General features: G+C 71.7%; 14 protein-coding genes. 7 read left to right on the top strand and 7 right to left on the bottom strand.

Annotated elements, in window-relative coordinates; translation table 11 throughout:
• Positions 1-41: 41 nt before the first annotated feature.
• Both ACNNMR_RS00480 and ACNNMR_RS00475 read right to left on the bottom strand, forming a co-directional pair.
• On the bottom strand, positions 42-803 hold the full coding sequence (locus ACNNMR_RS00480) for a DeoR/GlpR family DNA-binding transcription regulator (protein ID WP_419992444.1): 762 nt from the start codon (positions 801-803) through the stop codon (positions 42-44).
• Positions 804-1,032: 229 nt separating this feature from the next.
• Positions 1,033-2,070, bottom strand: a complete 1,038-nt coding sequence (locus ACNNMR_RS00475) for a LacI family DNA-binding transcriptional regulator (RefSeq protein ID WP_419992443.1) — start codon at positions 2,068-2,070, stop codon at positions 1,033-1,035.
• 135 nt (positions 2,071-2,205) lie between these two features.
• Here ACNNMR_RS00475 and ACNNMR_RS00470 point away from each other — a divergent pair, with 135 nt between their 5' ends.
• Positions 2,206-3,123, top strand: a complete 918-nt coding sequence (locus ACNNMR_RS00470; RefSeq protein WP_419992442.1) for a glycoside hydrolase family 16 protein — start codon at positions 2,206-2,208, stop codon at positions 3,121-3,123.
• 11 nt (positions 3,124-3,134) lie between these two features.
• Positions 3,135-4,295: a beta-1,3-glucanase family protein gene (locus ACNNMR_RS00465; protein WP_419992441.1), complete on the top strand. Its 1,161-nt coding sequence runs from the start codon at positions 3,135-3,137 to the stop codon at positions 4,293-4,295.
• A gap of 12 nt (positions 4,296-4,307) precedes the next feature.
• On the opposite strand, the gene ACNNMR_RS00460 is transcribed toward ACNNMR_RS00465, so the two are convergent.
• From ACNNMR_RS00460 to ACNNMR_RS00450, 3 genes are all read right to left on the bottom strand, one after another.
• On the bottom strand, positions 4,308-4,937 hold the full coding sequence (locus ACNNMR_RS00460) for an NAD(P)-dependent oxidoreductase (RefSeq protein WP_419992440.1): 630 nt from the start codon (positions 4,935-4,937) through the stop codon (positions 4,308-4,310).
• 69 nt (positions 4,938-5,006) lie between these two features.
• Positions 5,007-5,987 carry an aldo/keto reductase gene (locus tag ACNNMR_RS00455; RefSeq protein WP_419992439.1) on the bottom strand — a complete coding sequence of 327 codons (981 nt, stop codon included), beginning with the start codon at positions 5,985-5,987 and terminating at the stop codon, positions 5,007-5,009.
• Between the two features lie 70 nt (positions 5,988-6,057).
• A complete protein-coding gene (locus ACNNMR_RS00450; RefSeq protein ID WP_419992438.1) occupies positions 6,058-7,647 on the bottom strand; it encodes an alpha/beta hydrolase in 1,590 nt (529 codons plus the stop codon).
• Positions 7,648-7,822: 175 nt separating this feature from the next.
• On the opposite strand from ACNNMR_RS00450, the gene ACNNMR_RS00445 reads away from it, so the two are divergent.
• Positions 7,823-8,857: an LCP family protein gene (locus ACNNMR_RS00445; protein ID WP_419992437.1), complete on the top strand. Its 1,035-nt coding sequence runs from the start codon at positions 7,823-7,825 to the stop codon at positions 8,855-8,857.
• 3 nt (positions 8,858-8,860) lie between these two features.
• Here the strand turns inward: ACNNMR_RS00445 and ACNNMR_RS00440 are convergent, their stop codons facing one another.
• Both ACNNMR_RS00440 and ACNNMR_RS00435 read right to left on the bottom strand, forming a co-directional pair.
• Complete coding sequence (locus ACNNMR_RS00440; protein WP_419992436.1) at positions 8,861-10,009, bottom strand: sensor histidine kinase; 1,149 nt, start codon at positions 10,007-10,009, stop codon at positions 8,861-8,863.
• Entirely contained in the window at positions 9,990-10,643 is a 654-nt protein-coding gene (locus tag ACNNMR_RS00435) for a response regulator transcription factor (protein ID WP_419992435.1), read from the bottom strand. Before ACNNMR_RS00435 ends, ACNNMR_RS00440 begins: the two co-directional genes overlap by 20 nt.
• An 86-nt stretch (positions 10,644-10,729) precedes the next feature.
• On the opposite strand from ACNNMR_RS00435, the gene ACNNMR_RS00430 reads away from it, so the two are divergent.
• Genes ACNNMR_RS00430 through ACNNMR_RS00415 form a run of 4 tightly spaced genes read left to right on the top strand, consistent with a single transcriptional unit; the run spans position 10,730 to position 14,374 of the window.
• A complete protein-coding gene (locus tag ACNNMR_RS00430; protein WP_419992434.1) occupies positions 10,730-11,290 on the top strand; it encodes a hypothetical protein in 561 nt (186 codons plus the stop codon).
• Positions 11,287-12,465 carry a peptidoglycan-binding protein gene (locus ACNNMR_RS00425; RefSeq protein WP_419992433.1) on the top strand — a complete coding sequence of 393 codons (1,179 nt, stop codon included), beginning with the start codon at positions 11,287-11,289 and terminating at the stop codon, positions 12,463-12,465. Before ACNNMR_RS00430 ends, ACNNMR_RS00425 begins: the two co-directional genes overlap by 4 nt.
• Complete coding sequence (locus ACNNMR_RS00420; protein ID WP_419992432.1) at positions 12,462-13,166, top strand: ABC transporter ATP-binding protein; 705 nt, start codon at positions 12,462-12,464, stop codon at positions 13,164-13,166. Before ACNNMR_RS00425 ends, ACNNMR_RS00420 begins: the two co-directional genes overlap by 4 nt.
• On the top strand, positions 13,163-14,374 hold the full coding sequence (locus ACNNMR_RS00415) for an ABC transporter permease (protein ID WP_419992431.1): 1,212 nt from the start codon (positions 13,163-13,165) through the stop codon (positions 14,372-14,374). The genes ACNNMR_RS00420 and ACNNMR_RS00415 overlap by 4 nt, the downstream gene beginning before the upstream one ends.
• The last annotated feature ends 1 nt before the right edge of the window (position 14,375 follow it).

Genomic DNA, 14,375 nt, shown 5'->3' with positions numbered 1-14,375 from the left:
TGACTGTTGTGGCATGTTGAGGGTGTGGTGCGGGATGCGGCTCAGACCCTGATGACCTGGGGTCCCAGGAGTGAGTAGCGGTGGGCCTCCGCTGCGGACAGGCCCGTATCGGTGACGATCGCCTCAAAGTCGGCGACGTCGGCGAAGCGGCAGAAGCTGACCGCCCCGAACTTGGTGTGGATGCCCGCGAAGACCCGCCGCCTGGCCACCCGCATCGCCTGCGCCTTCACCTCGCTGACCGCGGGGTCGGGGGTGGTGAGCCCGTACTCCCGGGAGATGCCATTGGCCCCTATGAACGCGAGGTCGATCACGAAGCCGGCCAGCATCCGCGAGGTCCAGTGCTCCACGGTGGCGAGGGTGCCGCCGCGGACCCGGCCGCCGAGCAGCAGCACCGTGTGCCGCTCCCGGCCCGCGAGCAGGCCCGCGGTGGTGAGCGAGGCGGTGACGATGGTGAGCGGGCGGGATTCGGGCAGCGCCTCGGCGATCAGCTGGGGGTTGAAGCCCTCGTCGACGAAGACCGTCTCGGCGTCCCCGAGCAGGTCGGCGGCCGCGGCCGCTATCCGGGACTTCTCGGGTACGTGCATGGTGGTGCGGTGCGCGAGGGTGGTCTCGTAGCCCGCGCTCTCGACCGGGTACGCGCCGCCGTGGGTGCGTCTGACCAGGCCGTGGTCCTCAAGGAGGTTGAGGTCGCGGCGGACCGTCTCGCGGGAGACGCCCAGGTTCACGGAGAGCTTGCCGACGTCGACGGAGCCGTCCCGGCGCGCCTGCATGAGGATGGCGTGCCTGCGCTCCTCGGCGTCCATGGGGCTCACCTTCCCTCGGCGACTCTTGCCCGTTCGGGCTTCCTGGTGCCTTTGTAGTGCTGCCCGAACGGGCTTACCAGGCCTGCCGTCCGCTGACTCATGACCGAGTGTGCCCGAATGGCTGAAACGCTTCGACGCTGGAGAGCGCGGCTGGGGCGGACGCGGGTGCAAGCCGGGCGTGCCCGAAGTGCCCTGCGCGGCTGACCGTTTGCTGCCCGGGTCGCTCGCGTCAGGCGGACTCGCGTATCACCAGCAGGGGCGGCGTGATCACCGGTGCCGCGCCCGCCTCGGTGCCGCCGCCGATGCGGGTGAGCAGCAGCGTGGCCATCATCCGGCCCATCTCCTCGACGTCCTGGTGCACCGTCGTCAGCGGCGGATGGGTCCAGGTGGCGGGCTCCAGGTCGTCGTAGCCGACGACGGCGACGTCCTCGGGCACCCGGCGGCCGTGGGCCTGGAGCGTACGGAGCGCGCCGGTGGCCATCAGGTCGGAGGCGGCGAAGACGGCGTCGAGGGCGGGGTCGCGGTCGAGGAGCACCGTCATGGCGCTCTCGCCGCCCGCCGGGGTGAAGTCGCCCTCGGCGACGAGGTCCTGGGGCGCGGTGGCGGGGAGCGCGTCGCGGTAGCCGTGCAGGCGGTCGAGGGCGGAGGTCTGGTCGAGGGGGCCGGCTATGTGGGCGATCCGGAGGCAGCCGCGGTCGGCCAGGTGGCGGACGGCGAGGCGAGCCCCCGCACGGTTGTCGGTGTCGACGAAGAGCGGGTCGCCGCCGCCCAGGTCTTCGCCCTCCCAGCCGGGGCGGCCGCCGTACACGACGGGAAGGTCGGCGGCGGCCGCGATGCCGGGGAGCGGGTCGTCGCTGTGCAGCGAGAACATCAGCGCGCCGTCCACATGGCCGCCGCCGAGGAAGCGGCCGATGCGGCCGTAGTCGTCGCGGTCGTCCACGTACAGCAGCACCAGCTGGGTGTCGGCGGCGGACAGGGCGCGGCTGATGCCGCGCAGCTGCTGGGCGAAGAACGGGTCCGAGAAGACCCGGCTCTCCGGCTCGGCGATCACCACGGCGACCGCGCCCGTGCGGCGCGTCACGAGAGTGCGCGCTGCCTGATTGGGTACGTAACCGAGCTCGGCGATCGCCTGCTGCACCCGCTCCTGCACCGCCGCGCGGACGTTGATACCGCCGTTGACCACGCGCGAAACGGTGGCCCGGGAGACCCCGGCGCGGGCGGCCACGGCCTCTAGGGTGGGGCGGACGTCGTTCACGGCGAACTCCATGTGTGGTTGTAGGGGTTGACAGTGCACCGTCGTGTGGCATTGTGCCTGAACGAACTTGAGAGCGCTCTCAAGTTTCCGTCAAAAAATCGCAGTCGGTACCACTCCTCACCCCCCATCCCCGAAGAGGAGATTGGCATGAACGCAACATTACGGCGCACTTTGTTCGGCGCCTGCGCCGCCATGGCCGCCGTCGCAGCCCTCACGCTGCCCACGGCGCAGGCCGAGGAAGAGCCCGCTCCGATGGCCGAGGTCTTCCGCGAGGACTTCGACGGCGCCGCGGGCGCACCGCCGTCGGACGAGAACTGGATCATAGACACCGGCACGTCGTACCCGGGCGGCCCGCCCAACTGGGGCACCGGCGAACGCCAGACGTACACGAAGGACCCCCAGAACCTGCAGCTGGACGGCAACGGCAACCTCACCATCACGCCGCGCCGCGACGGCTCCGGCAACTGGACCTCGTCCCGCATCGAGACCCAGCGCACCAACTTCGAGGCCCCGGAGGGCGGCAAGATGCGCATCGAGGCGCGCATCCAGATGCCCAATGTCTCCGGCGCCGAGGCGCTCGGCTACTGGCCCGCCTTCTGGACCCTCGGCGACGCCTACCGCGGGAACTACCAGAACTGGCCGGGCGTAGGCGAGTTCGACATCATGGAGAACGTCAACGGGATCAACAAGGTCTGGGGCGTCCTCCACTGCGGCACCGCACCCGGCGGCCCGTGCAACGAGAACACCGGCATCGGCGCCGACCGCGAATGCCCCGACTCCGCCTGCCAGGCCGGCTTCCACGAGTACGCCCTGGAGCTGGACCGCACCGGCGATGACGAGGAGCTGCGCTGGTACGTCGACGGCCAGCAGTACCACTCGGTCACCGAGTCCAAGCTCGGCGCCGACACCTGGGCGCAGGCCACCCACCACGGCCACTTCATCCTGCTCAACGTGGCCATGGGCGGCGCCTTCCCCGACGGCGTCGCCGGGCACGCGACCCCCACCGACGCCACCAAGCCCGGTGTGCCCATGACCGTTGACTACGTTTCTGTGCAGCAGAGCTAGGAGTACCCCCCGTGATATCCCGTAGGACCCTGCTCGGCGGCCTCGGCGCCGCCTCCCTCGCCGCCGTCGGCGCCCCCGCCTGGGGCGCGATCGAGGGCGACGACGCGCCCAAGGCCGCCACCCTCACCCTCAACGTCGTCAACCGCACCGGCAGCCACGACAGCGGCTCCATCCACCTCTACATCGTCGGCAACCAGGGCGGCCGCCAGGTCCACGTCACCCCCGACGGCACCCTGAAGCCCGTGGAGATGGGCGACAACGGCGGCGACGGCTTCACCGACTACGCCATCCCGCTCAGCGGCGAGACGACCAAGCTGACGCTGCCCAACATGTCCGGCCGCATCTACGCCGCGCTCGGCGACAAGCTCAAGTTCAAGGCCGTCGAGGACGGCAACGGCGCCGCGGCGCTGGCGTACCCGGCCGGATGGGTCGAGTCCGACCCCAACTACTCCGTGCTGCACGACTGCATGGAGTTCACGTTCAACGACAGCGGCATGTTCTGCAACACCACCATGGTCGACATGTTCAGCGTGCCGATGTCCATCCATCTCACCGGCGCCAAGGATCAGACCATCGGTGAGCTGAAGGACGGCGGCCGGGACCAGATCTTCGCCGCGATCGCGAAGCAGGAGGGCTTCGGCAAGCTGGTGGTCGGCGACAAGCTGCGCGTGATCGCGCCCGGCCACGGTCTCGGTGCGGGGCTCTTCGACGAGAGCTATCTGACCCCGTACATCGACGAGGTGTGGTCGGCGTACCAGGGCAAGGACCTGAAGGTCACCACCAACGCCGGGGCCTTCACCGGCCGTATCTCCGGCGACAAGTTCGCGTTCACCGGCCCGGCCTCGGTGTCGTTCGGCAAGCCCTCGGCGAAGGACGTCCTCTTCTGCGACGGCGCCCTCGCCGCGCCGAACGACGGCACCACGGGACCGGTCGCCGCGATCCTCGGCGCCGGCTTCAACCGCGGCACGCTGGTCAGCCACGCCGAGCAGCCGACGACCGACCCCGCCGAGTTCTACAAGGCGGACATCACCAACCACTACAGCCGCGTCATGCACGAGGCGTCAAAGGACGGCAAGGCGTACGGCTTCGCCTTCGACGACGTCGCGGGCTTCGCGTCGTACATCGAGGACGGTGCGCCGAAGGAGCTCACGCTGACGCTCACGCCGTTCTAGACGTCGGCAGGTTCAGTACGACAGCCACACCGCGTGGCGTACGAACTTGTCGTCCGTGAGCTGCGCCAGCAGGAAGTCGGCGGCGTCCCCCCGGGAGATCTTCCCCTTGATCTTGCTCTCCGGGGGGTCGTCGCCGTGCGCGTAATTGCCCGTGCGCTCGCCATTGTTGAGCGCACCGCAGCGCACGATCGTCCAGTCCAGGTCGCTCTCCAGGATCAGCGCCTCCTGCCGTGCGGTGTCCTCGAAGGTGGCGCGCAGCAGCAGCGGCACGAGCAGCCGGCGGTACTTGAAGCCGAGCATCGGCGCGGTCTCACCCATGCCGATGGTGCTCTGGGCGAGGAAGCGGCGCACCCCGGCCTTCTCCATGGCGGCGAGGATGTGGCGGGTGCCCTCGGAGCGGACCCGGCCGGCCTTGCCCGCCGTGGCCCCGAGGACGCAGATGACGGCGTCCTGGCCGTCGACGGCGCGGGCTACCGCGTCGGGCTCCAGGACATCGCCCTTGATGACGGTGAGCCCTTCGCGAGCGGGCCCGGCCTTTTCCGGGCTGCGGGCGAAGGCGGTGACGGTGTGCTGCTTCTGCAGCGCCTGGCGCACCACCTGGCGGCCGGTGCCGCCGGTGGCGCCGAAGACGGCGATCTTCATGGGTGGGGCTCCTTCCGTCCGTTCGGAGCCCGTTCAGCCTATCCGCGTACGGACCGGTTTCACCCGGTTCTACGCGGCCGCCGTGCGCTGGTCGAGCAGCCCCTCGCCACGCAGGTCGTCCCACAGCGCAGGCGGCACGGGCGCGGCGAAGGCGGCGGCATTGCGTCGCGCCTCCTCGGCCGTACGCATCCCGACGACGACGCCGGCGACCGCTGGATGCTGCAGCGGGAACGCCATCGCCGCCTGCGGCAGCGTCACGCCGTGCGCCGCGCAGACATCCGCGAGCCGCTCGGCGCGGGCGAACAGCTCCGCGCCCGCGGGGGCGTAGTCGAAGCGGGCACCGGGGGCGGGGCGGTCGGTGGCGAGCAGGCCGGAGTTGAAGACGGACGCGGCGAGCACGGAGACGCCGCGCTCGGTGCAGGCCGGGAGCAGGTCGTCCAGCGCGCGGTGGTCGAGGAGCGTGTAGCGGCCGGAGAGCATCACGACGTCGGCGTCGGTCTCGGTGACGAGACGGGTGAGCTTGGTGTTGTCGAACATGCCCGCGCCGACGGCCCCGACGACGCCCTGGTCGCGCAGCTCGGCGAGCGCCGGATAGCCGGTGCGCAGCGCGTCCTCGAAGCGGTCCTCGGCGTCGTGCAGGAAGAGCACGTCGATATGGTCCGTACCCAGCCGGGCAAGCGAGTCCTCGACGCTGCGCAGGATCCCGTCGCGGGAGAAGTCCCACACCCGGCGGTGGGTGGCCGGCACCTGGAAGCTTTCATCCATGCGGCCTTCCGGGTCCTGCGGCACGAGCAGCCTGCCGACCTTGGTCGAGAGGGTGAAGCCGTCGCGGGCCTGGTCGCGCAGATGCTCACCGGTGCGGCGCTCGGAGTGGCCGATGCCGTAGTGCGGCGAGGTGTCGTAATAGCGGACCCCGGCCTCCCAGGCCGCCGCCAGCGCCGCGGCCGCGGTGGCGTCGTCGAGCGGCTCGAAGAGCCCGCCGAGCGGCCCGCCGCCGAACCCGAGCTGCGTGACCTCGACATCGGTGCGGCCGAGCCGGCTGCGCTTCATGCGGTGCCCTTCCCGTGATGGCGTTACGGGAGGACATCCTGCCTGCGCGGGTGCGGCGCCAACAATGGGATTACTTGCAGGTGGTGTTGTTCTTCGGCAGCTTGCCGTCGATGAGGTAGTTCTCGACGTTCTGGTGCACGCAGTTGTTGGGCTGGATGTAGGCGGCGTGGCCGTTGCCCTCGTACGTCAGGACCACCGAGCCGTTGTCGAGGGCCTTGGCCATGTCGGGGCCGCCCTTGTACGGGGTCGCCGGGTCGGCGATGGTCGAGACGAGCAGCGCCTTGGGGGCGCCGGAGGCGTTGACGAGGGTGGAGGCGTTGTCGCCGGCCAGGGGCCAGCCCGTGCAGTTGAGCAGCTGGGCGGCGGAGAGCTGGGCGAAGATCGGGGTGATCTTCTTGAAGTCGTCGACGGCGCTGTCGAAGTCCTTGGGGCCGTAGCGCTTGCTGGTGTCGCGGCAGTTGATGGCGCTGTACGAGTCGTCGCTCATGCCGTCGGCATCGTCGTCGTCCGACTGCGCCCGTACCGACGCCCCGCCACCGCCGCCGGCCTGCACCAGCAGCGCGCCATTGCCCTCGCCGAGCCCGTCCAGCGCCAGCCGCAGCACCGGCCAGCCCTCCTGCTTGCTGTAGAGCAGGTTCTTGATGGCGTTGACGAAGGTGGCCTGGTCGAGGTCGCCCTGGAAGGTCGGCAGGCTCGCGCCGTCGAGGTCCTCGAAGAGTTCGCGCAGCGTCTTCCGCGCCTCGTCCTCGTCATCGCCCAGCGGGCAGGTCTTGCGCTTGACGCAGTCGGCGGTGAAGTTGTCGAGGGCGAGCTGGAACGCCCGCGCCTGGGACAGGGCCGTCTCGCGCGGGTCGGCGAGCGGATCGACCACCCCGTCCAGGACCATCCGGCCGCTGCGCTCGGGGAACTTGTTCATGTAGTTCGAGCCCAGCTTCGTGCCGTACGAGAAACCCAGGTAGTTGAGCTTCTCCTCGTCGAGCGCCGAGCGCAGCACGTCCAGGTCGCGGGCGGAGTCCACGGTGCCCACCCAGGGGATGAGGTCCGCGGCCTTCTTGCCGCAGCGGGCGTTCGCCATCTGCTGCGCGCGGGCCAGCAGCCGCGCCTCCTCGCTGGTGTCGGGGGTGGCGTTGTCCTCCTGGAGGTCCTCCTCCGCCTGCGTCGGCTGTCCGCAGCGCACCGGGGCGCTCTTGCCGACGCCGCGCGGGTCGTGGGCGACGACGTCGTAGCGGGCGTTGAGGCGCTCGAACTTGTCCGCCATCGTCGACAGGCCCTCGATGCCCGACCCGCCGGGCCCGCCGAAGTTCAGCACCAGCGCGCCGAGGCGGTCGTCAGGGCCCGTCGCCTTCAGGCGGATCATGTGGAGGGTGTATTTGCCGCGGTCGGGGAGCGTGTAGATCTTGGGTACGTCGATGGTGCCGCACTCGATGCGGTCCACGTACTCGGGCGGGATGCCGCCGGCCGCCTCCATGTCGTCGGCCATGTCAGTGCCGCACTTCTTCCAGTCGATGTCCTGGCCGTAGAAGTCGGCGAGCCGCTTGGTGTCCTGCTGTGCCGGGACGGTATGGCCCGATGGGGCGAGCGCACCGCCCAGGAGCGCGGTGGAGGTCAGGAGCGTCAGCGCTCCGATGCGAAAGCGGCGTATCGCAGGATTCTCGCCCATATCGCAACCGTAGGCGGGCCACCAGCGGCCGCAATCCGGGTACGGCCATCGGAGCTAAGAGGGCTCAAGGCGTAGCGACCGGGTGGCGGTGGCGGACACGCCGTGGCGGTTTTCGTACTGTCGGAGCCGCGCCGCCTAGCCTCCTGCAGGTTCCGTACACCGAAGGAGGACGCGGATGCCCCTGCGCCGCCCGCACCGTCTGCTCGCCGCCGGCCTCGCCGCCACGGCCCTCGCCACCGCCGCCCTGGGAGCCGACATCACCGCGGCGGCCGGCGCGCCGCACAGCGCCGACAAGGGCACGAACGTGCTGATCGTCGGCGTCGACGCGCGCAAGCACCTCAGCAAGGCGCAGCGGGACTGGCTGCACGTCGGTGGCACCGCCTGCGACTGCACCGACGTCATGATGCTCGCGCACCTCTCCGCCGACGGCCGCCGGCTGAGCGTCCTCAGCATCCCCCGCGACTCGTACGTGCGCTTCGCGCCGCACACCGACCCCGCGGACGGCAGCCGCGGCTCCACCCACGAGGGGAAGATCAACGGTGCGTACGCGCACGGCGGCGCCGACCTGGCCATCCGCACCGTCGAGCAGGCGACCGGCCTCGGCATCGACCACTTCCTGTCGTTCACCTTCGACGGCTTCGCCGACCTCGTCGACTCCTTCGGCGGCTCCAAGGTCTGCACCGACAAGCGCATGTGGGACGACTTCTCCGGCCTCCACCTGAACCCGGGCACCCGCGTCCTGGACGGCCGCCGCACGCTCCGCTACGTCCGCACCCGCCACGTCGACCCACCCGGCGACCTGCCGCGGATGCGCCGCCAGCAGCGGGTCGTCGCGGACGGCCTGGCCAGGGTGCTGGGCTCCGGCGACCTGGACGACGTCGGTGGCCGGGTCACCGCGGCGGCAAAGGTGCTGCGCGCGGCCCGCCTCAACTCTATGACCGGCCTGGACGACCTGATCGAGCTCGGCTACGCGGCCCGTAACCTCTCCATGGCGAAGACCGAATTCGCGACGGTTCCGATCGCCGACGTCAACTACCCGAGCAAGCGCTGGGGTTCGGCCGTGCGCTGGGACGACCACCGCGCGGCACCCCTGTTCCGCGCCCTGCGCGAGGACCGCCCCCTGCGCCCGGTGGACCGCCGCAACCCGCATGTCCGCGGCGACAGTGAGGGCACGGCGGCGGCGGGGTCGAAGCTGCTCTGCGAGGACTGATCCTCAAGCAGGCGGCTCCGGCGCGAAGGTGACCGTGATGTCGAGCCCGCCCTCGGGCCCCGGGCGGGCGGTCACCGGGGCGCCGTGGGCGCGGGCGACGGCGGCGACGATCGAGAGGCCGAGGCCCTGGCCCTCCGGGCCGCCGGTGCGCTCCTCGTAGCGCTGGAAGGGCTGGAAGAGCCGGCCGATGCGTTCGTACGGGATGTGCGGGCCGCTGTTCACCACCCGCACTACCGGCTGTCCGGCGCCCGTGCCGGTGTACACGCGCACCCAGCCGCCGGGGACGTTATGCCGCACGGCGTTCTCGACCAGGTTCGCCACCAGCGGCTCCAGCAGCCGCGGGTCGCCGGACGTATGGGCCTCCTCCAGGTGCCGCTCGACCGCGGCCTGGCCGTCCTCCCGCTCCGGCAGCAGCTTCCCGGCGAGCGCCGCCAGCTCCACCGGCTCGCGGCGGGTCAGCCCGCGCCGCCCGCGGGCCAGGGTCAGCAGCGCCTCGATCAGGTGCTCCTGCTGTTCGCCGGCGACCAGCACCCGCTCGCACACCTCGCGCAGCTTCCGCGCGTCGGCCTTCGGATCCGCGAGCGCCACCTCCAGCATCGCCCGCTGCAGGGTGAGCGGGGTGCGCAGCTCGTGCGAGGCGTTGGCGACGAAGCGCTGCTGTGCGGCGAACGCGGTGTCCAGGCGGCCGAGCAGCTCGTCGAAGGTGTCGCCGAGGTCCTTCAGCTCGTCGTCGGGCCCGGTGACGGCGAGCCGCTCGTGCAGATTGTCGTCGGAGATCCGGCGAGCCTTCTCCGCCATCGCGCTGACCGGGCGCAGCGCCCGCCCGGCCATCAGCCAGCCGAGCGCCACCGACACCGCCGCCATGATGGCGAGCGCGATGACCGACTGGGTGAACAGCTGCTGCAGCATCTCGTCGCGCTGCTCCTTGCCCGGCGTCGGCAGACCGTCAGGGAGCGATCGTTCGACCATGGGCTCGCCCTTGCGCTTGCTCACCACGACCTGCGGCTTGCGGGCGGCGACGAGGACGTACGTGATGGTCAGCAGCGCCGCGCCCGAGACCAGGAACACCGCCCCGTACGTCAGCGTGAGCCGGAGCCGCACCGTCCAGCGGAAGCGGCGCGGGCGGGGCGGGTCAGATGCGGTAGCCGGCATGGGGCACTGTCTCTATGACGGGCGGGTCGCCCAGTTTGCGGCGCAGCCGGCTGATGGTGACCTTCACGGTGTTGGTGAACGGGTCGGCGGCGTGGTCCCAGGCCCGTTCGAGAAGCTCCTCGGCGGAGACCACGCTCCCGCGGGCGGACAGCAGCAGCTCCAGGACCGCCAGCTCCTTCGGCGACAGGTCGAGCCGGCGGCCGCCGCGGCGGGCGAGGCGCTGCGCCGTGTCGAGGCTGAGGTCGTGGTGGGTGAGGACGGGCGGGACGGCCGGCTGCGAGCGCCTGGCCAGCGCCCGCACCCGGGCGATCAGCTCGGCGAAGGCGAACGGCTTCGGCAGATAGTCGTCGGCCCCCAGCGCCAGCCCGTCCACCCGGTCCTCGATCGCGGTGGCGGCGGTGAGCATCAGCACCCGGGCGCGGGCGCCGTGATCGACGATCGTCCGGCACACGTCGTCGCCGTGCAGCCGCGGCAGGTCGCGGTCCAGCACGACGACGTCGTAGTCGTGGACGAGGACGAAGTCCAGCGCCTGCTCCCCGTCGTACGCCACGTCCACGGCCATGCCGTCCTGCCGCAGCCCGGTGGCCACGGTGTCGGCCAGCTCCCGGTGGTCCTCGACGATCAGCACGCGCATACGGCACAGCATGCAGCAGCGGGGGTAACACCGGCATAACAGCGGCCGTTCCCGCGGTGTAACCGCCTCAGCAGCAGCCTGGCCGCATGATTGAGTCACTGAAGCGCAAGAGCGCCCGCATAGTGCCCGTCGTCCCGCTGCTGGCCGCGGGCCTGCTGCTCGCCGCCTGCTCGGGCGGCACCTCGTCGGCGGACTCGTCGTCGGGCGGGTCCGGCGGATCCGGGTCGAAGTCCGACTCGCGGGAGGACAAGGCCCTCGCCTACTCGAAGTGCATGCGCGAGAACGGCGCGAAGAACTTCCCCGACCCCGAGAACGGCCAGCTCAAGATCACGCCGGAGACCGGCGTCGACATGAAGTCGCCCGAGTTCCAGAAGGCGCAGGAGGCCTGCAAGAAGCTCTCCCCGCAGGGCGAGGGCGGCGGAGGCGGCAAGATCGACTCGGCCAAGGCCGCCGCGTGGGCGGAGTGCATCCGCAAGAACGGCGTCCCCGACTTCCCCGACCCGGAGATCAAGGGCGGCGCGATGGAGGTCGACCTCGCCGCCGCCGGGGTCAAGCCGCAGGGCGACAAGTTCCAGAAGGCCATGGACGCCTGCCAGAGCAAGCGCCCGCAGGGCGGCATGATGATCAAGGGTGGGGCGCCGCAGTGAGTTCGCAGCAGCGATTGGACGAGGAAGCGCCCGGCGCGTTCTTCGACTCGAGCGACGGCACGGGCGCCCCGGAGCCGCGCCGCCGCCGGCACCCGGTGCGTACGACCCTGATCGTCGCCACCGCGGTCGCGCTGGCGGCCGCCGGGGGAGTGGCCGCGACCGGCGCCCTCGGCGGCGAGAGCGACGACCCGGCCGCGACGGCACCCTCGGGCCCGGAGAAGACCGCCGCCGTCGAGCGCCGGACGCTCACCCGCAGCGAGACGGTCGACGGCACCCTCGGCTACGGCGAACCGGACACCCTGCAGGCGCCCAGCGGCAGCCGCTCCGGCACCCTCACCCGGCTTCCCGGCGAGGGCGACGTGATCAAGCGCGGCGAGCGCGTCTACAGCGTCGACCAGCAGAAGGTGCCCCTGCTGTACGGAGACGCGCCCCTGTACCGCCCCCTGTCCAGCGGCGTCGAAGGCGACGACGTAGAGCTGCTGGAGAAGAATCTCGCCGCGCTCGGCTACACGGGCTTCACCACCGACGACGAATACACGGAGACGACCGCCGAGGCGGTGCGCGACTGGCAGGAGGACTTGGGCCGCGAGGAGACCGGAAAGGTCGCGCCCGGCGACGCGGTGGTGGCGTCCGGCGCCCGCCGGATCGCCGAGGTGAAAGCGCTGGTCGGCGCCCCGCCGAACGGACCCGTCCTGACGTGGACCGGCACCGAGCGGATGATCGCCGTCGACCTGGACACGACGTACGAGGACCTGGTCAAGCCCGGCACCAAGGCGAGCGTCGAGCTGCCCGACGGCTCGACCGCTAAGGCGAAGGTCACCGACGTCGGGAACGCGGCGACCGCCAAGCCGGAGGAGGGCGGCTCCGGCTCCGACTCCGGCAGCTCCGACGAGGCGACGCTGCCGGTGGAGCTGTCCGTACCCGACCAGAAGAAGCTCGGCCGCTATCAGGCCGCGCCGGTCGAGGTGACCCTCGCCGCGGAGAGCCGCAAGGACGTCCTCGCCGTCCCGGTCGCCGCGCTGGTCGCGCGCAAGGGCGGCGGCTATGCGGTGCAGGCGGTCACGGCCGGGGGAGTGGAGTACCGGCCGGTGGAGCTGGGGCTGTTCGCGAACGGCATGGTGGAGATCTCCGGTGACGGCATCACCGAGGGTCTGAAGGTGGGGATCCCGCGATGAGACCCCCGGTAGTCCAGCTCGACGGGGTCGGCAAGACCTACGGCGACGTGGCCGCCCTCGCAGACGCCCGGCTGACCGTCCAGCGCGGCGAGATGCTGGCGATCGTCGGCCCGTCGGGTTCCGGCAAGTCGACCATGCTCAACATCATGGGCACCCTCGCCCGCCCCACCTCCGGCACGGTCGCGATCGACGGCCACGCCGTCGACGACCTCTCCGACCGCGAGCTGTCCGCGCTCCGCGCCCGCACCATCGGCTTCGTCTTCCAGTCCTTCCACCTGGCCGGCGGCGTCCCGGCGCTGGACGCCGTCGCCGACGGGCTGCTCTACAGCGGGCTGCCGCGCGCCGACCGCCGCCGGCTCGCCGAGGCCACGCTCCGCCGGGTAGGTCTCGGCCCGCGGCTGTACAACGAGCCGCACCAGCTCTCCGGCGGCGAGAAGCAGCGGGTGGCCATCGCCCGCGCCGTCGTCGGCGATCCGCCGCTGCTGCTCGCGGACGAGCCGACCGGCGCGCTCGACTCCCGCTCCGGCGCGGTGGTGATGGAGCTGCTGCACGAGCTGCACGGATCGGGCACGACGGTCGTCGTGATCACCCACGACCGGGACATCGCGGGCTCGCTGCCGCGCGAGGTCCGGATCAAGGACGGCCGCATCGAGCACGATTCGACGGACCCGGCGGCGCGACGGGAGGCGGTCGCGCGATGAGCACCCTCACCCCACCACGCCCCAAGCCGGCCCGGCTGAGCCTCGCCGACGTCGTCCGTACGGGCGGCTCCGGGCTGCGCTCGCGCCCGATGCGCGTGTTCCTATCGGCGCTCGGCATCGCCATCGGCATCGCGGCGATGATCGGTGTGGTCGGCATCTCCACCTCCAGCCAGGAGGAGCTCAGCCGCAAGCTGGCGGCGCTCGGCACCAACCTGCTCACGGCAGAGCCAGGCCAGTCCTTCACGGGCGAGCAGGCGCATCTGCCCGTGGACGCGGTGCGGATGGCCGGGGCCGTACCCGAAGTGGAGTCGGCGTCGGCGATCGGGAAGACCGAAGCCAAGGTGTACCGGAACGACCGCGTCCCGACGCAGGAGACCGGCGGCCTCGCGGTCTACGCGGCCCGTACGGACCTGCCGGACACGGTCGGCGTGAAGCTGGCGGGCGGCCGGTGGCTGAACGCCGCGAACACCAAGTACCCGGCGGTCGTGCTCGGTTCCCGTACGGCGCAGCAGCTCGGCGTGCAGGAGGCGGGACCGGACGTGCAGGTCTGGCTCGGCGACCGCTGGTTCACCGTCATCGGCCTGCTGCAGCCGAACGAACTCGCCCCCGAGCTGGACTCGGCCGCCCTCGTCGGCTGGCCGGCCGCGAAGCGGGAGCTCGGCTTCGACGGCTATCCGACGACGGTGTACACGCGGGCGGACGAGGCGGCGGTCACCGACGTCCAGGAGAAGCTCGGCGCCACGGTCAATCCCGAGGCGCCGAACGAGGTCGATGTCTCGCGGCCCTCCGACGCGCTGGCCGCCAAGGAGGCGACGGACGACGCGCTGTCCGGCCTGCTGCTCGGCCTTGGCGCGGTGGCGCTGCTCGTCGGCGGCGTGGGGGTGGCGAACACGATGGTGATCTCGGTGCTGGAGCGCCGCGCGGAGATCGGCCTGCGCCGCTCGCTGGGCGCGACGCGCGGGCAGATCCGTACGCAGTTCCTCTGCGAGTCCCAGCTGTTGTCGGCGCTGGGCGGCCTGGGCGGGGTCGCGCTGGGCATCGCCGTGACGACCGGGTACGCCGGGTATCAGGGCTGGCCGACGGTCGTCCCGCTGTGGGCGATGGCCGGGGGAGTGGGGGCGACGCTGGTCATCGGCGGGCTTGCGGGTTTCTATCCGGCGGTACGGGCCGCCAGGCTGCCGCCGACGGAGGCCCTTGCCGCGGCGTGAT

Source organism: Streptomyces boninensis (genome assembly GCF_048572725.1).
GTDB classification, from domain to species: Bacteria; Actinomycetota; Actinomycetes; order Streptomycetales; family Streptomycetaceae; genus Streptomyces; species Streptomyces boninensis.
Note: the sequence above shows the minus strand (reverse complement) of the source record. Positions and strands in the feature narration are given on the sequence as shown.